Consider the following 16982-nt stretch of genomic DNA (forward strand, 5'->3'; position numbering starts at 1 on the left):
TCCCTTCGGCCACTGACCACGTATGTGCGTGCCGATGCGGGAAAGGAACTTCAGTGACAGCTCATGAGACAAGTCTGAAAATAATTCGTGCCGAGACGGGCGCTGCGCCAGCTCCACCGGAATATTTTACCGGTGACGTGCAGATCTCGGGCCGCTACCAGGCCGACGCTCCTGCCTGCATCGGCGGCGCCACCGTGACCTTCGCCCCTGGCGCAAGAACAGCCTGGCATACACATCCTCTCGGACAGACCCTGTTCATCGTCAGCGGGCACGGCTGGGTCCAGCAGGAAGGTGAGCCGGTCCAGGACGTCCGGCCCGGGGATGTGGTCTGGATCCCGCCGCTGATCCGGCACTGGCACGGGGCTTCCGCGCATGGACCGATGACGCATTTTGCAGTCGCCGAGGCACAGGCCGGAAGCTCGGTCACCTGGATGGAAAAGGTCTCCGACGCGGACTACCTCCAGGGGCCTTGAAGCGTAGCACCGGTACCGCGGGTGGTCGCCTGTCGCCCCCTCGGATCTGTGACACCGGGTTGCAGACCAACAGTCGGCCGCCCGACAGCCTTCATTTTGCCCGCTTCTTGAGAACTTGTTAAGAATTCATTCCTGTCGGAGGTCTTCATGGCGCTTGGCGCATCGCATCGCTTGCAGGACGGCGTCCTTGCCGTCGAAACCATGACGCGCTTTGCGCTCGCGGTCCTTGCTCTCGCCTCCGGCGTCTACACCTATCTCGGGGTGCGCAGTCTCCTCGACGGTTCGCCGACCGCTATTTTCTTTGCCGCCATCATCTACTCGGCATCGGTTTCGGTGGCGATCTATGCCTTCTGGTCCTACATGGCGCGCTTCTATCCGCATGTCACCGGCGCGGCCTCGCGCGGCGCCATGATCGGCGTCATGGCGCTTGGCTGCGCCATGATCATCGCCATGTCGAGCTGGCTGAATGCGGCCGCCCTTGCTGGCTCAGCAGCCCTCGAACAGCATCTCGCCGAAACGGTGCAGGACTATACGGCCGACCTTGATCAGGCGCACCAGAATGCACTCGCCGCGCAAAGCCTGCTGCCGGATATCCAGCGCACATCGGAGCGCTTTTCGAGGCTTGCTGAAGATGAACGCCAGAACGGCGCGCTGACCGGAACAACCGGGTCCGGCAGCGTCGTCCAGCTCCTGACGCAGATGTCGGCGCAGTTGAGCGAGCTCGAGACCGGCATCGTGGCATCCCGTGAACGGGTCACGACACTCTTCGACCAGGGGCGCACCCATCTTGCAACCATGCGCACACTGGTCTCCGCGCCGGGCGCGATAGCACCGCGCAGCGACGAATTTTCCGCCGAAGTCGTTGCCCTGTCAGGTGTCATAACCTCCCTCGAACAGACCTCGATTGCGCCCTCGGTCAAGCGGGCGGCCGAAGACCTCTCGCTTGGCTTCATCGCGCCGGTTGCCGATGGAAGGGCCGCCGATCTGGCCGACCGTCAGGACCAGGTGATGCAGACGATCCGCACCTCTGTCTCTGCCCAGTCGCAAGTCCTGTCACAGGCCGCGGACGATATCCTGGCGCGCGAGCCGGTCGCGGAGCGCCGGTTCGTGCCGCTATCGTCTGCAGAAGCCGTTCTGCGTTATGCCGCCGATTTCATTCCGGCCTGGGCCGGTGCCATCTCCATCGACCTGCTTCCCGCCGTCCTCGTCTTCATCCTGGCCGTGGTCCATGGGGCAATCAGACGGCAGCAGGAGCGCATGCCCTTTGCCCACAGGATCACGGCGGCCGAACTTCTGGAAGCCCTCGAAGTGCAGCGCGCGCTCGCCCGGCAAGGGGTGGACGTCGAGCAGGTCTTGAAGGCTGCCGAGCCCGAGGATGAGCATGGTCGGACGGACTCCAACATCACCAGCCTCGACATGTCGGCAAAGGCGCCGCGAAAGGGACCGCCCGCGTGAGACCCGCTTCGCTATTCCAGCGTTTGAAGACCGCTGTCCTGCGCGCCGACGACGGTCTGCTGATGCGCGGTGCATTCTTCGGCCTTCTGGCGGCAGCGGGAACCTTCCTCTTCGTCGACCTCCGGGAAATGAGCCTGGCACGCGCTGCGCTCCCGGGGCATGATCCCATGACGACGGACGCCCCGGTGCTGCCACCGGCCTTGACGGACGGCGTTCCGCAGGCGCCGCCGGTGGAGCCGGAAGCCTCCCGCGAGGTCCTGCGCCAGGCGATGCGCTTCGAACTCCTGCCAGGTGGCCAGCTGAAGGCGGAAGGGTCGATCGATCCGGGTGCCGCCGACCGCTTCGCCGAGGAAATCGCCGCGCGCGGTGAATATGTGAAGGAAGTGTCCTTGAATTCGCCGGGTGGGTCGGTCGACGATGCGCTGGCGATGTCGGCGCTGATCCGGGAAAAGGGTCTGAGCACCAGAGTGGCGGCAAAGTCGCTCTGCGCCTCGTCCTGCCCTCTGATCTTTGCCGGCGGTGTCGCGCGCGAGGCGGAAGAAAACGCCATTCTCGGCGTCCACCAGGTCTTCAATGCCGGCCAGGAGCGCCCGTCTCCCGAACAAGCCATGTCGGCAGCCCAAAGCACGACGGCGCGCATCACCCGGCATCTCGGCGAGATGGGCATCGGCGAGGGCCTCTGGATGCACGCGCTGGAAACACCTCCCGACCGCCTCTACTACCTGACGCCGAAGGAGATGGTCGAGTACAAGCTGATCACAGCACCGCAGGCGACGGCAAAGCAGGCGGACTGATCCGGATCGCCCCGGGCCTTCACACGGCATGATCCGAATCGCGCTTTGCCACTTCGGCATCGCAGCGGAGACGTCCAGATTACAACCTTACCAATCTTTCACTGTCCTTTCTCCACCGAACCTCTATCTCCATGCAAACGGAACAATGACGCCGATTGACCCGGATCAAGGGCGCGGCGCCGGTTCTGGTCCAGGTTGTGGGCCGATGCATTTCTGCGACGGAGTGGCTGTGAAAGACGACGTGAAATCCGAGACTTCTCCCGAGACGGAGGAACTGAAGGTCATCCTGGCAAATGCGGCGCGGCCGAAGGCCCGCTGGGGTCTGCGTATGCTCGGCCTTCTGGTTCTGGCCGGTCTTGGTTACGGTGCCTATCTCTGGTCCGCCGGCGGAACTACCGTCAGTTACACCACAGCCGAGTTGAAGCCCGGCGACCTGACCGTCCTTGTGACCGCCACCGGCTCGGTCGAGCCGACGGTCCAGGTCGATGTTTCCTCCGAGCAATCGGGCACGGTCCGCGACGTTCTGGTCGACTTCAACAGCGAGGTGAAGAAGGGCGACGTTCTGGCGCGCCTCGACACCGACAAGCTGAGCGCCGACCTGAAGGCCAAGGAGGCCGCCCTCGCCTCTGCCCGTGCCTCCGTATCGAAGGCGCTTGCCGACGAGCAGTCCGCCAAGGCCAAGCTCGACCGCCAGACCACGCTGGTTTCGAGCCGTGTCTCCACCCAGCAGGATCTCGACACGGCCGAATATACGTTCCAGGCCGCCTCTGCCGCACGGCAGAGCGCCGAAGCCGATGTGATCTCGGCAGAAGCAGCCCTCGAACAGGCGAAACTCTCGGTGTCCAAGGCGACCATCGTCTCGCCGATCGACGGCATCGTACTTTCGCGTGACGTCGACACGGGTGCGACCGTCGCGGCCTCCCTCGAGGCCCCGACACTGTTCACCCTTGCCGGCGACCTGCGCCAGATGGAGCTGCAGGTCTCGATCGACGAGGCCGATGTCGGCCAGGTCGCCGTCGGCCAGACCGCCACCTTTACGGTCGATGCCTTCCCCGAGCAGCGCTTTCCGGCCGAGATCACCTCGATTCGCTACGCCGCCGAAACCGTCAGCGACGTCGTCACCTACAAGGGCATCCTCTCGGTTGCCAACGACGATCTTCTTCTGCGTCAGGGCATGACCGCGACGGCCGACATCGTCGTCCAGTCGGTCGAAAACGGTCTTCTCATCCCCAATGCCGCCTTGCGTTATTCTCCGCCGGCCACCGCCACGGCCGAACCCACCGGCGGCGGCAGCGGTGTCTTCAGCCTCTTCCGCCCGCCGCGCGAGGCGGCGCGCAGCGCACCCGAGCCCGAAGGCAGCGAACGCACGATCTGGTTGCTGCGAGACGGTGAACCCGTCGCGGTCAACATCGAGATCGGCGCATCCGACGGACAGAACACCGTCATCGTCAAGGGCGACGTGAAGCAGGGCGACCGGGTCATCACCGACCAGACCGTCCGCAACGGCTAAAGGCGCGCAATGGCCTCCTCCCCTCTCCTCGAGTTTCGCCAGATCTCCCGCATCTATGGACGCGGTGAGGCGACGATCCGTGCCCTCGACCGGGTGGACCTGTCGATCGACCGAAATGAATTCGTTGCGATCATGGGGCCCTCCGGCTCCGGTAAATCGACCGCCATGAACATCCTCGGCTGCCTCGACGTACCGACCTCGGGCCAATATCTCTTCCAGGGCATCGACACGACCGGCTTCAACCGCGCGCAATACACGCTTCTGCGTCGCCACATGCTGGGTTTCGTCTTTCAGGGTTTCAACCTGCTCCCCCGCACCTCCGCCGTCGAAAATGTCGAATTGCCACTGGTCTATCGTGGCATGGATCCTCGCGAGAGACGTCTGCGCGCGATGAAGGCGCTTGCCCAGGTCGGCCTGGCCGGGCGCGAGAATCACACGACGCAGGAACTCTCGGGCGGTCAGCAGCAACGCGTCGCGATCGCCCGTGCCATCGTCACCAGCCCCGCCGTGCTGCTCGCCGATGAGCCGACCGGTAACCTCGACACGAAGACCAGTCGCGAGATCATGGAACTCATCACCGGCCTCAACCGTGATCACGGCATCACGGTCATCATGGTCACCCATGAAGACGATATCGCGGCTTATGCGAAGCGGACCCTGCGTTTCGTCGATGGGCATATCCAGTCCGACAGCGGGATCCAGGAGGCACGCGCCCATGTTCGGTGAAACCCTGAAGCTGGCGCTCCGCGCGATCAGCCGGAACCTTCTGCGCTCCTTCCTGACGGTGCTCGGCGTCGTCATCGGCGTTGCCGCCGTCATCGCCATGGTGACGATCGGCAACGGCACGACCGCCCAGGTCACCAGCGAGATTTCCAAGCTCGGAACCAATCTTCTCTTCGTCCGCCCCGGCCAGTTCGGCCCGGGACGTGCCGCAACCGATGCCAAGAAGTTCACCATCAGAGACATCGAGGCGATCCGCGAGCAGATCCCCGGCCTGCGCGCTGTCGCCGCCATCAACCAGTCCAGCCAGACCGTGATCTTCAGCGGCCAGAGCCGCCAGACCTCGATCATCGGCTCGGGAGACGATTACCTGATCGCACAAAACTGGGATCTGGCCTCTGGCCGAACCTTCCTGGCCTCCGAAGAGCGCGGCGGCCAGGCCGTCTGCCTCGTCGGCGAAACCGTCCGCTCCAAGCTCTTTGGCTCGACGCCGGCGATCGAACAGACGATCCGGGTCGGCAGCGTCGCCTGCCAGGTGATTGGCATTCTGGCAAAGAAGGGTCAGAGCGGCATGGGCAGCGATCAGGACGATGTCGTCATGATGCCGCTCAAGGTCTTCCAGCGCCGCATCGGTGGATCGACGGATGTCTCCAGCATCATGCTCTCGGCCGATGACGGCGTGTCGACCTCCAAGGTCCAGGCCGATGTCGAGCGCCTGCTGCGGGAGCGCCGCAAGATCGTGGCCGGGCGCGAAGACGATTTCAGTGTCAACGACATGACCCAGATGGCCGCGACGCTGACGGGCACCACCACCCTGATGACTGGCCTGCTCGGCGCGGTCGCGGCCGTCTCGCTGCTCGTCGGCGGCATCGGGATCATGAACATCATGCTGGTCTCCGTCACCGAGCGAACCCGCGAGATCGGTATCCGGCTGGCGATCGGTGCGGTCGAACGACAGGTGCTCATGCAGTTCCTGGTCGAAGCCGTCACACTCTCCGTCTTCGGCGGCGTGGTCGGCATCGCGCTCGGCCTGGCAATCGCCTATTCGGCCGTGACGCTGATGTCTGTCCCCTTCGTCGCAAGCCCCTCGATCATCCTGCTCGCCTTTGTCTTCTCGGCGGCGATCGGCATGGTCTTCGGCTATTTCCCGGCCAGGCGCGCCGCCCAGATGAACCCGATCGACGCACTCCGCCACGAGTAAGGCGGCCCTGCGACCACCGGGGCAAGCCTCGGGCAAACTTGTTGTGGTGTAGCTGGCCCTAATGGATGCGGGCCCGCCCCGTTTCCGAGAGTCCTGACCATGTGAGGAGCAAGCCCATGTCAGTCTTTCCGGATCGCGACACCGTCGCCGCCAAGATCGCCTCGATGCAGGAACCAGACCAGGCCTTTCTGAAGCTCATCTTCGAGAACCCGGCCCAGGACGATGCCCTGCTCGAAGGCCTTTGCCTCTATCTCGACATCGCCTCTGAATCTCGGTTTCTCAATTCGCTGAAGCTCGAGCGCAATGGCGAATGGATAGGCCTCAATGCGCCGACCCGCCTGCAGATCAGGCTGATGGAGGCCGCACGCTCCAGCCAGCACCCGGCCTTCACTGCCTTCCGCGCCGGCCTTGCCCGCTCCGGCGGCCTGGAGCGCGCCTATCCGAAGGCTGCCGTCTAGAACATTCCGGGAAAACAGAGAGATAGGGCATTTGTGGCGATCCGGTTTTCGCCGAAAATGCTCTGATATCCTATTGTGGAATGGGCATGCTCACCGAGAGGATCGGGCCCATGGGAAACAACCGGTCCATCCGCTTGTCTTCGGCGCTGAACACGCTCGAAATCGTCCCGTCGAGATAGAGCGCATTGTCGCAGCCCAGCCGGTCGCGGAAAAAGACCGCGAAGTCGTAGAAGCGCACCGGCACTCTCGACACCACCATATGCACATGGCCCTCGGCATCGACGCCCACACCGTTGCGGATCTTGTAGCTGTCGCTGTCCGGCAAGAAACGTGGATGCAGCTTGCCATCGATGACGAGCATCGGCCCCGATTGCGTCCCGAAATCAGGCGCAACGCCGCGCGCGACGAAGGCCTTCGTCTCCATCACCTCGGCCTTGCCCTGCGTCATCAGAAAGACGCCATTCGGCAAGAGGTGGAAATTCCCCCAGCCGCCAGTGGTCACCGCCGGCTTCGACACCGTGCCATATTCGGCAAAATAGCCGACGGGCGAGAGGTCGTCGTGATACATGCCGGCATTCATGGCAAAAAGCAGCACGCGCCGTTCGGCCCAGAGCTGCCGCCTGAGGCTAGCAAAACCGCCATAGTCCTGGCCGTCGGGTGGGGCGAGATGCGTTCTTATATCGTAGCGACCGGGATCGAAGCGGCAAGCGAGATAGCTTGTGCTCCCCTCCCGCATCTGCTCGCACGCGGCATGCGCCAGCGTCGGAAGGGAGAAAGTTGCAGCCATGAAGCCGAGTATGGTCAGGAAATGTCGCACGCAGAGCCCTTTCGCTGGCTCCGCTACTTGGCTGTGATTCCGGGCATTGTGAAGGCCATTCCCCGGAAATTCTCCAAGCGATCGCACGGGCTCTCAGCCGGGCAGCGTCAGGGCCTGCATGTGAAAGCGCAGTTGTGCGTCGGGATAGCGATACTGGACCCCGACAGGACAGGCATTGCGGGCAAGGCAACCCGAAACCATGCAGCCACCCTGCCCCGCTGCAGTCACAAGGTGCTGCCGACAGCGCGCGACATCGAAGTTGTTCTCCGAGACGGCCCCGGCCGGACACGCCGACAGGCAGGGTTTTTCGAAACAGCGATCGCATGGATGCGCTTCTGCCTTGCCAACCGCTCCGATCTCGTCGCCCCAGTTACGAAACAGGAGCGCGCCGCGATAGCTGTGCCAGAGCCCGTATTGCGGATGGATCAGAATGCCGAGCGGCGAGGCCTTCAACCCCTCGGCCTGCATCGCCCATCTCTGAAATGGTTGGTAAGGCGGCTCTGACGGATAACAGGCCGAAGCCCCGAATTGCGCCGCCACATCGGCGATCACGAATTTTGACCAGCGATCCAGCGGATCGGCCCCGCCACCATCCGCTTGCGCCTCCCGCCAGGCACTGAAGATCGGCCACATGGCACCACCGGCGACACCGACCAGCACCACGACCGAAACCGGTCCGTCATCGCCAAGCAAGGCTGCGGGCTCTCCGTCTCCGAACCGAAGCACCCCGCGGCATGAAAGGCCGAACGCTGCCAGCCGCGCATCGATTTCGGTCAGAACGGATGAAGGGCCGCTCATCGCGGCCCCTCGATTTTATAATGGGGTCGCCAAACCTCCTCCTGGATCATGTCGGCGACCTTGGTGGCTCCGCCTTGCTCCCTGGCAACGGGACCCTTTCAAGTGAAGGCGTCGGGCATCGAATCCTTGCGGCCAGCGATGAAGGCCAGCAGTGCCTCGTCGATCGCAGGATCGAGCGGCGGCGCCTCGTAGCTGTCGAGCCAGGAGCGGCAGAGTGTGTTCGCCCGTTCCTCGACGCGCTTGCGTCCCTCGATTTCCCACTGCTCGAAGGAGTTGTTGTCGGCCAGTGCAGAACGGTAGAAGGCGGACTGGAAGTTCGCCTGCGTATGGGCGCAACCGAGATAATGGGCACCGGGACCCACTTCGCGGATCGCATCCATCGCCTGACCGCTTTCGCTGAGATCCACGCCCTGTGCCATTTTCTGCATCATGCCGAGCTGGTCCTGGTCGATCATGAACTTCTCGTAGCAGGCGGCAAGACCGCCCTCGAGCCAACCGGCCGCATGCAGAACGAAGTTGGCACCGGCCAGCAGCGTCATGTTGAGCGTATTGGCGCTCTCATGGGCTGCCTGCGCATCCGGAACCTTGGACGCGCAGAGCGAACCGCCGGTACGGAAAGGCAGACCCATGCGCCGCGCGAGCTGCGCTGCTCCATAGGAGACAAGAGCTGGCTCCGGCGTGCCGAAGGTCGGCGCACCCGACTGCATCGAGATCGAGGCGGCAAACGTTCCGAAGAGAACAGGAGCACCTGGGCGGATCAGCTGCGTGAACGAGGCCCCGGCCAACACTTCGGCGAGGATCTGCGTCAGGGTTCCAGCAACCGTGACCGGGCTCATTGCGCCGGACAGAATGAAGGGTGACACGACGGATGCCTGGCCGTGACGCGCATAGACCTTCGACGCCCCGAGCATGGTCTCGTCGAAGACCATCGGCGAGTTGGCGTTGATCAGGTTCAGCATGACGCAATTGTTTTCGACGAAGTCGTCGCCGAAGACGAGTTTCGCCATGGCGATCGAATCTTCCGCCCGTTCCGGCGCCGTCACCGAGCCCATGAACGGTTTGTCGGAATATTTGATATGGGTATAGACCATGTCGAGATGGCGCTTGTTGACGGGTACGTCGACCGGCTCGCAGACCGTGCCACCCGACGAATGCATCGACGGCGCCATATAGGCGAGCTTCACGAAATTGCGGAAATCCTCGATCGTCGCATAACGCCTGTTGCCGTCGAGGTCGCGCACGAAGGGCGGGCCATAGACCGGCGCAAACACGGTGGCATTGCCGCCGATGCGAACGCTGCGCTCGGGATTGCGCGCATGCCAGGTGAATTCGGAAGGCGCCGTCTTCAGGAGCTCGCGGCAGAGCCCCTTGGGGAAATGCACCCGCTGTCCCTTTACGTCTGCGCCGGCATTCTTCCAGAGTTCCAGCGCCTCGGCGTCGTCACGGAATTCGATGCCGATTTCCTCAAGCACGATGTCGGCATTGTGCTCGATCAGCTGAAGGCCCTCTTCGTCCAGAACGTTGTAGGGCTGGATCTTGCGGGTGATGTAAGGCATGGCGGGGCCGGAACCACCGCCGCTGCGCGAGGCCCTGCGGGCTGCAGCGCCACGTCCCTCGCCGCGAGAACGACGTCCTGCACCCGGTTCTTCGATGATCTCATCCATGTCTGCTTCCTCGCTCGAGCGCTCGTCCGCGCTGCTTCTCTCCTCCATTATGCTATTCCAATCTGCATGTGAAACCATCCTTTATGCGCCAACCGCTTGCGTCTCACAGACATCGCATTTCGCACGGCTAGTCTCACACCGTCGCATTTCAGGGTCGCCGCGTCGTAATCGAAAAGAGTTTTTCACGAACTTGAGGTTTAACTTTCCTTCGGGCAATCTCATGCCCGGCGCGAACGGAATCGCGTTAAAAAAGAAGCGGGAAGCACCACCATGGCCGAAGATGACATCATTCTTTCCGAACTCTCCGATGAAGAGCTCGTGCAGCAGATGCATGATGACCTCTATGACGGCCTGAAGGAGGAGATCGAAGAAGCGACGAACATCCTCCTGGAGCGTGGCTGGGTGCCCTATGACGTCCTGACCCAGGCCCTCGTCGAAGGCATGCGCATCGTCGGCGTCGATTTCCGCGACGGCATTCTCTTTGTGCCGGAAGTTCTGTTGTCGGCCAATGCCATGAAAGCCGGCATGACGATCCTGCGACCGCTTCTCGCCGCCACCGGCGCTCCGAAGCAGGGCAAGATGGTCATCGGCACCGTGAAGGGCGACATTCACGACATCGGCAAGAACCTCGTCGGCATGATGATGGAAGGTGCAGGCTTCGATGTCATCGACCTCGGCATCAACAACCCGGTTGAAAACTATCTGGAAGCCTTGGAACGCGAAAAGCCCGATATCCTCGGCATGTCGGCTCTGCTTACGACAACCATGCCCTATATGAAGGTCGTCATCGACACGATGAAGGAAAAGGGCATTCGCGACGATTACGTCGTGCTCGTCGGCGGTGCGCCGCTCAACGAGGAATTTGGCAAGGCCGTTGGCGCCGATGCCTATTGTCGCGATGCGGCTGTCGCCGTCGAAACGGCCAAGGACTTCATCAGCCGCAAACACAACAGCCTGGGCGCTCGCGCCTGATCCGCGAAACGGCGAAGCCGGCCCTTAAAGGCCGGCTTCTGCGTAGAATTGTCCCTGGGGGGCCGTCGCCATGGTCTGCCAGGCGACATGCCCTCCGGCATACAGGATGGCCGCCAGCATGTAGATGGCACTGGCCTTCGCGATGGTGGTGAGCGTCATGCTCCCTCTCCTGTTTCAGATGCGCTCAAAGCGGTGTCCCCCGCGCGGTCGCGATTAGCGGGAAGCTGCGGCGTCGACGTTGTTGGCAGCGTTCTGGGTCGCATCGACCGTGTTGGCGGCGTCCTGGCCAACGCCCCGGATGGTATTGCCGCAGGACGACAATGCGAAGACGGTGACGAGAAGAACGGCGCCGGCTGTCAGTTTTTTGGCCATCATGTGTATGTACCTTCTGTCTGGTGAAGAGTGGATTGCGATGGAACAACGCGCAAATTCGGAAAAGGTTCACGTGATCGCATGCGGAGCGATCGCGCGCGAAATTCTGGCCGTGAAAGCTCTGAATCGGCTCGATCATCTGACGCTGGAATGTCTGCCGGCCATCTGGCATGTCTGGCCGGATCGCATCGCCCCGGCCTTGCGCGAAAAGATCGCGGAGGCCCGTGCTGCCGGCCACGAAAACATCTTCATCGGCTATGCGGAATGCGGCACGCAGGGTGAAGTCGACAAGATCTGTCGTGAGGAAGGAATCGAGCGCCTTTCAGGCCCCCATTGCTACGCCTTCTTTACCGGCACGGAGAAATTCCTCGCCGAATGCGAGACGGAATTCACCGCCTTTTACCTGACCGACCTGATCACCCGGCAGTTCGAGGCATTCGTCATCGAACCCCTGAAGCTCGATCGACATCCCGAACTGCGCGACATGGTCTTCGGCAATTACACGAAGATCGTCTATCTCGCCCAGACCCAGGACGCCGAGCTTCAGGCGAAGGCGAAATGGGCGGCGGATTATCTCAAGCTCGACTACGAATACCGTTTCACCGGCTATGGCGATCTGGCACCGGAACTGGTCGCAGCAGCAGGTGTCGCGGCGGAGACTGCCTGAAAACCGGCAGGTCCCGGACACGCCGGCTCAGTTGATGGAATTCGCGACGCTGCGGCCCGCATCCTGCGTCGCATCGACCGCATTGCCGAGATCGCTGCCAATCCCGCGGATCGTGTTGCCGCAGGACGACAGACCGATCGTCATAACGATCAACATGGTCACAAAACCTGCACAGCGTTGAAGAACGACAGTCATCCTGATTCCCCGTCTGATCAAAACAAGACGACCTAGGTGACAAGCGCTAGCGAAAAAATCAAGGCAACAGCCTAAGCCGGTTCCAGGATGGTTTTCGCATGATTCACCCTCTCTTTACCATTCCCGAAAGCACGGCAGCGTCACCGATCCGCTTTAATCGCCCTGTAATAACCCTGTGCAAACGTGGCGATAGGTCAACAAAAAACAAGAGATCAAGGAATGACCGACAGGGCGGAAACATGGGTGGCGGGTCTCGTCACCGCGCGTGAACATCATCAACCCGAGAACCTCTCGGACCTTCTGGTACGGCTGGCCCGCACCACGGACCGCAAGGTGACGATCCGCGACATCGCGATCGCCCTGCAGGACCGGTCCTTCGGCGCCTTCCTTCTTGTCTTTGCGCTTCCCAATCTCGTGCCCATGCCCCCGGGCGCCACCTTCATTCTGGGGCTCCCGCTGATTTTTGTCGCCTGGCAGATGGTCGCCTCTCCCGGCGGACGCGTCTTCTTCCCGCGTGTCGTCAATGAGTATGGCGTCGAACCGCAGACATTCGAGGCCATCGTCAGGCGACTCGTTCCCTGGATGCGCCGGGCCGAAAAGCTGGTGATCCCGCGCTTCTGGCTGTTCGAAAGCCGTATCGCAGAGCGCGTGATCGGTCTCTTCGCCCTGATCCTCGCGGTCGTCGTCTTCCTGCCGATCCCGCTTGGCAACTGGCCGCCGGCCTTCGCGCTTGCGCTGCTCGGCTTTGCTCATTCCCAGCGTGACGGCCTCGGCGTCATCATCGGCTGCGCCCTCGGCCTCCTCTCACTGCTACTCGCCGGCTTCGTCGTCTACACCGCCATCGCCGTCGTTTCGCTCGTCGTCTGATGCCCGAAACCATGGCCGAGCCGATTCGCCGTCCGGTGGTCGTCATGACCGCCGGCGGCCTCAATCCGACCATCGTGGTCCAGCACCTCGCCAGAAGCGGCCACGACGTTCACGTCCTGCTGGAAAATCCCGAGGGCAAGGGCGAGATCACCCGCCGTCGCGCCCGCAAACTCGGCTGGACCGCTGCCCTTGGCCAGCTCGGTACGATGGTCGCCGCCCGCCTTCTGCGGCGTCTGGCCGATCGCCGGGTGGCAGAACTGCTCAGCCTTCACAGTCTGGAACGGGATCTGCCGAAGACAATCCCCATCCACCCCGTCACCTCGATCAACGCTGCGGAGACGACAGACCTCGTCGAAAAGATCCAGCCCGGCGTCATCCTCCTCGTCTCTACCCGCCTGATGTCGGAGCGCCAGATCGCAGCAATGCCCTGCCCGGTCATCAATCTGCATGCCGGCATCAACCCCCATTACCGCGGCCAGATGGGCGGCTACTGGTCCTTGCGCGAACACGACGCGCAGAACTTTGGCGCCACACTCCATCTCGTCGATGCCGGCACCGATACAGGTGGCACGCTTTACGAAGTCCGCACCCGGCCTGCGCGCACCGACTTCATCTCGACCTATCCGCTGCTGCTGACGATTTCCGCCCTGGAGATCACCCGCCACTCGATCGAAGATGCGCTCCACGGCCGCCTGTCTCCGAAGGTCCCGCAAGGCCCCTCCGCTCTCCGCTTTCCGCCAACACTCTGGTCCTGGATCTGGTGCGGCATCGCGCGCCGAATCTGGTAAAATCATCAGGACTCATGGCAGCGTCGTATTTGGCGACAAGCGACGTCGTGAAAAGCGCAGTCCGGCGAATGCCCCCCGTGCATTCTGGTCTCAAAGGGAGAGAGTGGCATGGCAGACAAGATCGTCGTTTACTGGCGGGATATTCCAGCGCAGGTCATCGTCAAGCAGGGGCGCAAATCCGCCAAACGCGAACTCTCGCTGCGCTTCACCGAAGCCATCGACATGGCCGCGATGCGCTCCGGCGCTGCCGAGACCGACGCCTATCTCGCCGACTGGCGCAAGGCTGATCCTGTTCCCGTCGGAGATGACATGGAAGCGGAAGCGGAAGCCGCGGCCGCCGAAATCGAGGCGGCCTACGACAAGGCCCGTCTCGTCGCACTCGTCCATACCGGAGGCCGCGACAATGGGTGAGCCGCAACTCGTCGATCCCGGTCCTCCGAAAAAGGGCAATGCCGCCCCTGCGGCCAAGGCCAAGACCGGCGCCTTCACGCCAGCCGGCGTCTCGCCCAACCGCCGCGCCCGCCGCTCCTATACGATACGCCTCTGGGCCGTGCGCAATTCGCGCCTGCTCGAATGGATCTACCGCAATTTCGCCAGCGCCTTTCTCTTCCTCCATCCGGTCTGGAAGGCGCTCGGCTATAGCAGGGTCGAAACCCCGGTCACCTTTGTCGAGCGCAATGTGAAGGGCCTCCTCTTCGACTGTCGCATGTGCGGCCAATGTGTGCTGTCCTCCACCGGCATGTCCTGCCCGATGAATTGCCCCAAGCAACTGCGCAACGGCCCCTGTGGGGGTGTGCGCGCCAATGGCAATTGCGAAGTCGAGCCTGACATGCCCTGCGTCTGGGTCCAGGCCTGGAACGGCTCGCGCAACATGGTGTCAGGTGACGCGATCCTGAAAGTGCAAAAACCGGTCAACCAGTCGCTGCGCGAGACATCCTCCTGGCTGCGGGTCACGGCGGAAGCCGCCGCCGAGCGTGAAAAATCGGCAAAGGAAGCCTGACCCATGGCCCATATCGACGAAAACCCGCTGGGTCCGCATCTGCCGCTCGATCCCTTGCCCGGCCACTCTTCGCTGGGCCGCCTCGAACGCGTGCTCCGACGTGGTGAGTTCGCCGTCACTGCCGAGCTCAACCCGCCAGACAGTGCCGATCCGGAAGACGTGTTCGAACGCGCAAAGATCTTCGACGGCTGGGTCGACGGCATCAATGCGGTGGATGCCTCGGGCGCCAATTGCCACATGTCCTCCGTCGGTATCTGCGCGCTTCTGACCCGCATGGGTTATGCCCCGATCATGCAGATCGCCTGCCGCGACAAGAACCGCATCGCCATCCAGGGCGACGTGTTGGGCGCTGCCGCCATGGGCGTCGCCAACATCATGTGCCTGACCGGCGACGGCGTGCAGGCGGGCGACCAGCCGGGCGCAAAGCCGGTCTTCGACCTCGACTGCATGTCGCTGCTCGAAACCGTGCGCACCATGCGCGACGAATCGAAATTCCTCTCCGGCCGCAAGCTGACCACGCCGCCCAAGGTCTTCCTCGGCGCCGCGATCAATCCCTTCGCCCCGCCTTACGACTTCCGTCCCTATCGCCTCGGCAAGAAGATCGAGGCAGGCGCCCAGTTCGTCCAGAGCCAGTACTGCTTCGACGTGCCGATGTTCCGAGATTACATGAACAAGGTCCGCGACCTCGGTTTCCATGAGCAATGCTACATCCTGGTCGGTGTCGGCCCGCTCGCGTCGGCCAAGACCGCCAAATGGATCCGCTCCAACGTGCCGGGTATCCACATTCCGGATTCCGTCATCGCGCGCCTCGAAGGTGCGCAGGATCAGAAGAAGGAAGGCAAGCAGCTCTGCATCGACATCATCAACGAGGTGAAGGAGATCGAGGGCGTCTCCGGCGTGCATGTCATGGCCTATCGCCAGGAAGAATTTGTCGCCGAAATCGTCCACGAATCCGGCATCCTCAAGGATCGTCGTCCCTGGAAGCGCGAACACGGCCGGGCCGATGACATGGCCGCCCAGCGCATGCACGAAATCGGCGCCGATCCCGTTCAGGACCAGCAGGAAATGGCGGCCAAGGCCGCTCATCCCCAGCCGCACTGAGCGCAGCCCATTGCTTTTTCCCGGCACCTGCCGGCACAACCCATTCCCGCCGCGCGTCAGCCGGCAACGACCGGAGGACTGAAATGACCCGCACCATCGTCGCATCCGCCACACGAGAAATCATCATCGGCTTCGACCAGCCTTTCTGCGTGATCGGCGAGCGCATCAATCCGACCGGCCGCAAGAAACTCGCTGCCGAGATGATCGAGGGCAATTTCGACACGGTCATCAAGGACGCGCTGGAACAGGTCGCGGCCGGCGCCACCATGCTCGACGTCAATGCGGGCGTCACCTCCGTCAATCCGAACGAGACCGAGCCGGCGCTTCTGGTCAGGACCATGGAAATCGTCCAGGGCCTGGTCGATGTGCCCTTGTCGATCGATAGTTCCGTCACCGCCGCCATCGAGGCGGCCCTCAAGGTCGCCAAGGGCCGCCCGCTGGTCAATTCGGTCACCGGCGAGGAAGAAAAGCTCGAAGCCATCCTGCCGCTCTGCGCCAAGTATGACGTGCCGGTCGTTGCCATTTCCAACGACGAGACCGGCATTTCGATGGACCCGGATGTGCGCTTTGCGGTGGCCAAGAAGATCGTCGAACGCGCCATGGATTACGGAATCAAGCCGCATGACATCGTCGTCGACCCGCTGGTCATGCCGATCGGGGCGCTCGGCGATGCCGGCCGCCAGGTGTTCCAGCTGCTCTACCGCCTGCGCAACGAGCTGAAGGTCAACACCACCTGCGGCCTCTCCAACATCTCCTTCGGCCTGCCCCATCGCCACGGCATCAATGCCGGCTTCATTCCCATGGTCATTGGCGCCGGCATGACCTCCGCGATCATGAACCCCTGCCGCCCGCAGGAAATGGAAGCCGTCCGCGCCGCAAACGTCCTGAACGGCACCGACCCGAACTGCGGCAACTGGATCATGACCTACCGCGACCACAAGCCTGCCGAAGCCGGTGCGCCGGCGTCCACAAGTGCGCCGGGAGCATCGAGCGGCCGCCGCGGCGGTCGCGCGGGCCGGACGGGTGGAGGCGGCGCCACGGAGTGAGCCTGTCCTCCGATCTCCCCCCTTGTGGGGGAGATGTCACGCAGTGACAGAGGGGGTTAAGACCTCCGCGCAACAGATGAGGGA

21 protein-coding genes are annotated in these 16982 nt (G+C 62.9%); 15 read left to right on the top strand and 6 right to left on the bottom strand.

Annotated features, from left to right (window positions below):
- Positions 1–53 precede the first annotated feature (53 nt).
- From LJE98_RS12280 to LJE98_RS12310, 7 genes are all read left to right on the top strand, one after another.
- The gene (locus LJE98_RS12280) at positions 54–473 is read left to right on the top strand and encodes a cupin domain-containing protein (protein WP_229575505.1); all 420 of its coding nucleotides are present in this window, start codon (positions 54–56) and stop codon (positions 471–473) included.
- Positions 474–620: 147 nt separating this feature from the next.
- Positions 621–1928 (top strand): hypothetical protein, encoded by a 1308-nt coding sequence (locus LJE98_RS12285; RefSeq protein WP_229575506.1) that lies wholly within the window; start codon positions 621–623, stop codon positions 1926–1928.
- A 62-nt stretch (positions 1929–1990) separates the two neighbouring features.
- Entirely contained in the window at positions 1991–2722 is a 732-nt protein-coding gene (locus LJE98_RS12290) for a hypothetical protein (protein WP_229575746.1), read from the top strand.
- A gap of 205 nt (positions 2723–2927) precedes the next feature.
- Positions 2928–4232 carry an efflux RND transporter periplasmic adaptor subunit gene (locus LJE98_RS12295; RefSeq protein ID WP_420710147.1) on the top strand — a complete coding sequence of 435 codons (1305 nt, stop codon included), beginning with the start codon at positions 2928–2930 and terminating at the stop codon, positions 4230–4232.
- 9 nt (positions 4233–4241) lie between these two features.
- Positions 4242–4958, top strand: coding sequence for an ABC transporter ATP-binding protein (locus LJE98_RS12300; protein ID WP_229575508.1), 717 nt, complete (start codon positions 4242–4244; stop codon positions 4956–4958).
- Complete coding sequence (locus tag LJE98_RS12305; RefSeq protein ID WP_229575509.1) at positions 4948–6153, top strand: ABC transporter permease; 1206 nt, start codon at positions 4948–4950, stop codon at positions 6151–6153. Before LJE98_RS12300 ends, LJE98_RS12305 begins: the two co-directional genes overlap by 11 nt.
- A 116-nt stretch (positions 6154–6269) precedes the next feature.
- Positions 6270–6611 (top strand): hypothetical protein, encoded by a 342-nt coding sequence (locus LJE98_RS12310; RefSeq protein WP_229575510.1) that lies wholly within the window; start codon positions 6270–6272, stop codon positions 6609–6611.
- A gap of 70 nt (positions 6612–6681) precedes the next feature.
- Here the strand turns inward: LJE98_RS12310 and LJE98_RS12315 are convergent, their stop codons facing one another.
- From LJE98_RS12315 to LJE98_RS12325, 3 genes are all read right to left on the bottom strand, one after another.
- Complete coding sequence (locus LJE98_RS12315) at positions 6682–7398, bottom strand: phosphodiester glycosidase family protein (protein ID WP_267499043.1); 717 nt, start codon at positions 7396–7398, stop codon at positions 6682–6684.
- Positions 7399–7521: 123 nt separating this feature from the next.
- Positions 7522–8226, bottom strand: a complete 705-nt coding sequence (locus LJE98_RS12320; RefSeq protein ID WP_229575512.1) for a ferredoxin — start codon at positions 8224–8226, stop codon at positions 7522–7524.
- A 98-nt stretch (positions 8227–8324) separates the two neighbouring features.
- Positions 8325–9890, bottom strand: a complete 1566-nt coding sequence (locus LJE98_RS12325; RefSeq protein ID WP_229575513.1) for a trimethylamine methyltransferase family protein — start codon at positions 9888–9890, stop codon at positions 8325–8327.
- Between the two features lie 270 nt (positions 9891–10160).
- On the opposite strand from LJE98_RS12325, the gene LJE98_RS12330 reads away from it, so the two are divergent.
- Positions 10161–10862 carry a corrinoid protein gene (locus LJE98_RS12330; RefSeq protein WP_229575514.1) on the top strand — a complete coding sequence of 234 codons (702 nt, stop codon included), beginning with the start codon at positions 10161–10163 and terminating at the stop codon, positions 10860–10862.
- Positions 10863–10886: 24 nt separating this feature from the next.
- Here LJE98_RS12330 and LJE98_RS20170 read toward each other — a convergent pair whose 3' ends face one another.
- Positions 10887–11021, bottom strand: a complete 135-nt coding sequence (locus tag LJE98_RS20170; protein WP_267499033.1) for a hypothetical protein — start codon at positions 11019–11021, stop codon at positions 10887–10889.
- Between the two features lie 54 nt (positions 11022–11075).
- Positions 11076–11237, bottom strand: a complete 162-nt coding sequence (locus LJE98_RS12335) for an entericidin (RefSeq protein WP_229575515.1) — start codon at positions 11235–11237, stop codon at positions 11076–11078.
- 37 nt (positions 11238–11274) lie between these two features.
- Between LJE98_RS12335 and LJE98_RS12340 the strand changes: the two genes are divergently transcribed.
- Positions 11275–11901, top strand: a complete 627-nt coding sequence (locus tag LJE98_RS12340; RefSeq protein ID WP_229575516.1) for a DUF1638 domain-containing protein — start codon at positions 11275–11277, stop codon at positions 11899–11901.
- A 27-nt stretch (positions 11902–11928) separates the two neighbouring features.
- Here LJE98_RS12340 and LJE98_RS12345 read toward each other — a convergent pair whose 3' ends face one another.
- Positions 11929–12096, bottom strand: coding sequence for an entericidin B signal peptide protein (locus LJE98_RS12345; protein WP_370660327.1), 168 nt, complete (start codon positions 12094–12096; stop codon positions 11929–11931).
- A 219-nt stretch (positions 12097–12315) separates the two neighbouring features.
- Between LJE98_RS12345 and LJE98_RS12350 the strand changes: the two genes are divergently transcribed.
- The 6 genes from LJE98_RS12350 to LJE98_RS12375 all read left to right on the top strand — a co-directional run bounded on the left by LJE98_RS12350 (position 12316) and on the right by LJE98_RS12375 (position 16898).
- A complete protein-coding gene (locus LJE98_RS12350) occupies positions 12316–12963 on the top strand; it encodes an exopolysaccharide biosynthesis protein (protein ID WP_229575518.1) in 648 nt (215 codons plus the stop codon).
- A gap of 11 nt (positions 12964–12974) precedes the next feature.
- Positions 12975–13751 carry a formyl transferase gene (locus LJE98_RS12355; RefSeq protein ID WP_229575519.1) on the top strand — a complete coding sequence of 259 codons (777 nt, stop codon included), beginning with the start codon at positions 12975–12977 and terminating at the stop codon, positions 13749–13751.
- A gap of 108 nt (positions 13752–13859) precedes the next feature.
- On the top strand, positions 13860–14162 hold the full coding sequence (locus LJE98_RS12360; protein ID WP_229575520.1) for a virulence factor: 303 nt from the start codon (positions 13860–13862) through the stop codon (positions 14160–14162).
- On the top strand, positions 14155–14751 hold the full coding sequence (locus LJE98_RS12365) for a methylenetetrahydrofolate reductase C-terminal domain-containing protein (RefSeq protein ID WP_229575521.1): 597 nt from the start codon (positions 14155–14157) through the stop codon (positions 14749–14751). Before LJE98_RS12360 ends, LJE98_RS12365 begins: the two co-directional genes overlap by 8 nt.
- Before the next feature lie 3 nt (positions 14752–14754).
- Complete coding sequence (locus tag LJE98_RS12370) at positions 14755–15852, top strand: methylenetetrahydrofolate reductase (RefSeq protein WP_229575522.1); 1098 nt, start codon at positions 14755–14757, stop codon at positions 15850–15852.
- 83 nt (positions 15853–15935) lie between these two features.
- Positions 15936–16898, top strand: coding sequence for a methyltetrahydrofolate cobalamin methyltransferase (locus LJE98_RS12375; protein WP_229575523.1), 963 nt, complete (start codon positions 15936–15938; stop codon positions 16896–16898).
- Positions 16899–16982: the final 84 nt, after the last annotated feature.

It is taken from the genome of Rhizobium sp. 'Codium 1', from assembly GCF_020889605.1.
Taxonomy (GTDB): domain Bacteria; phylum Pseudomonadota; class Alphaproteobacteria; order Rhizobiales; family Rhizobiaceae; genus Allorhizobium; species Allorhizobium algae.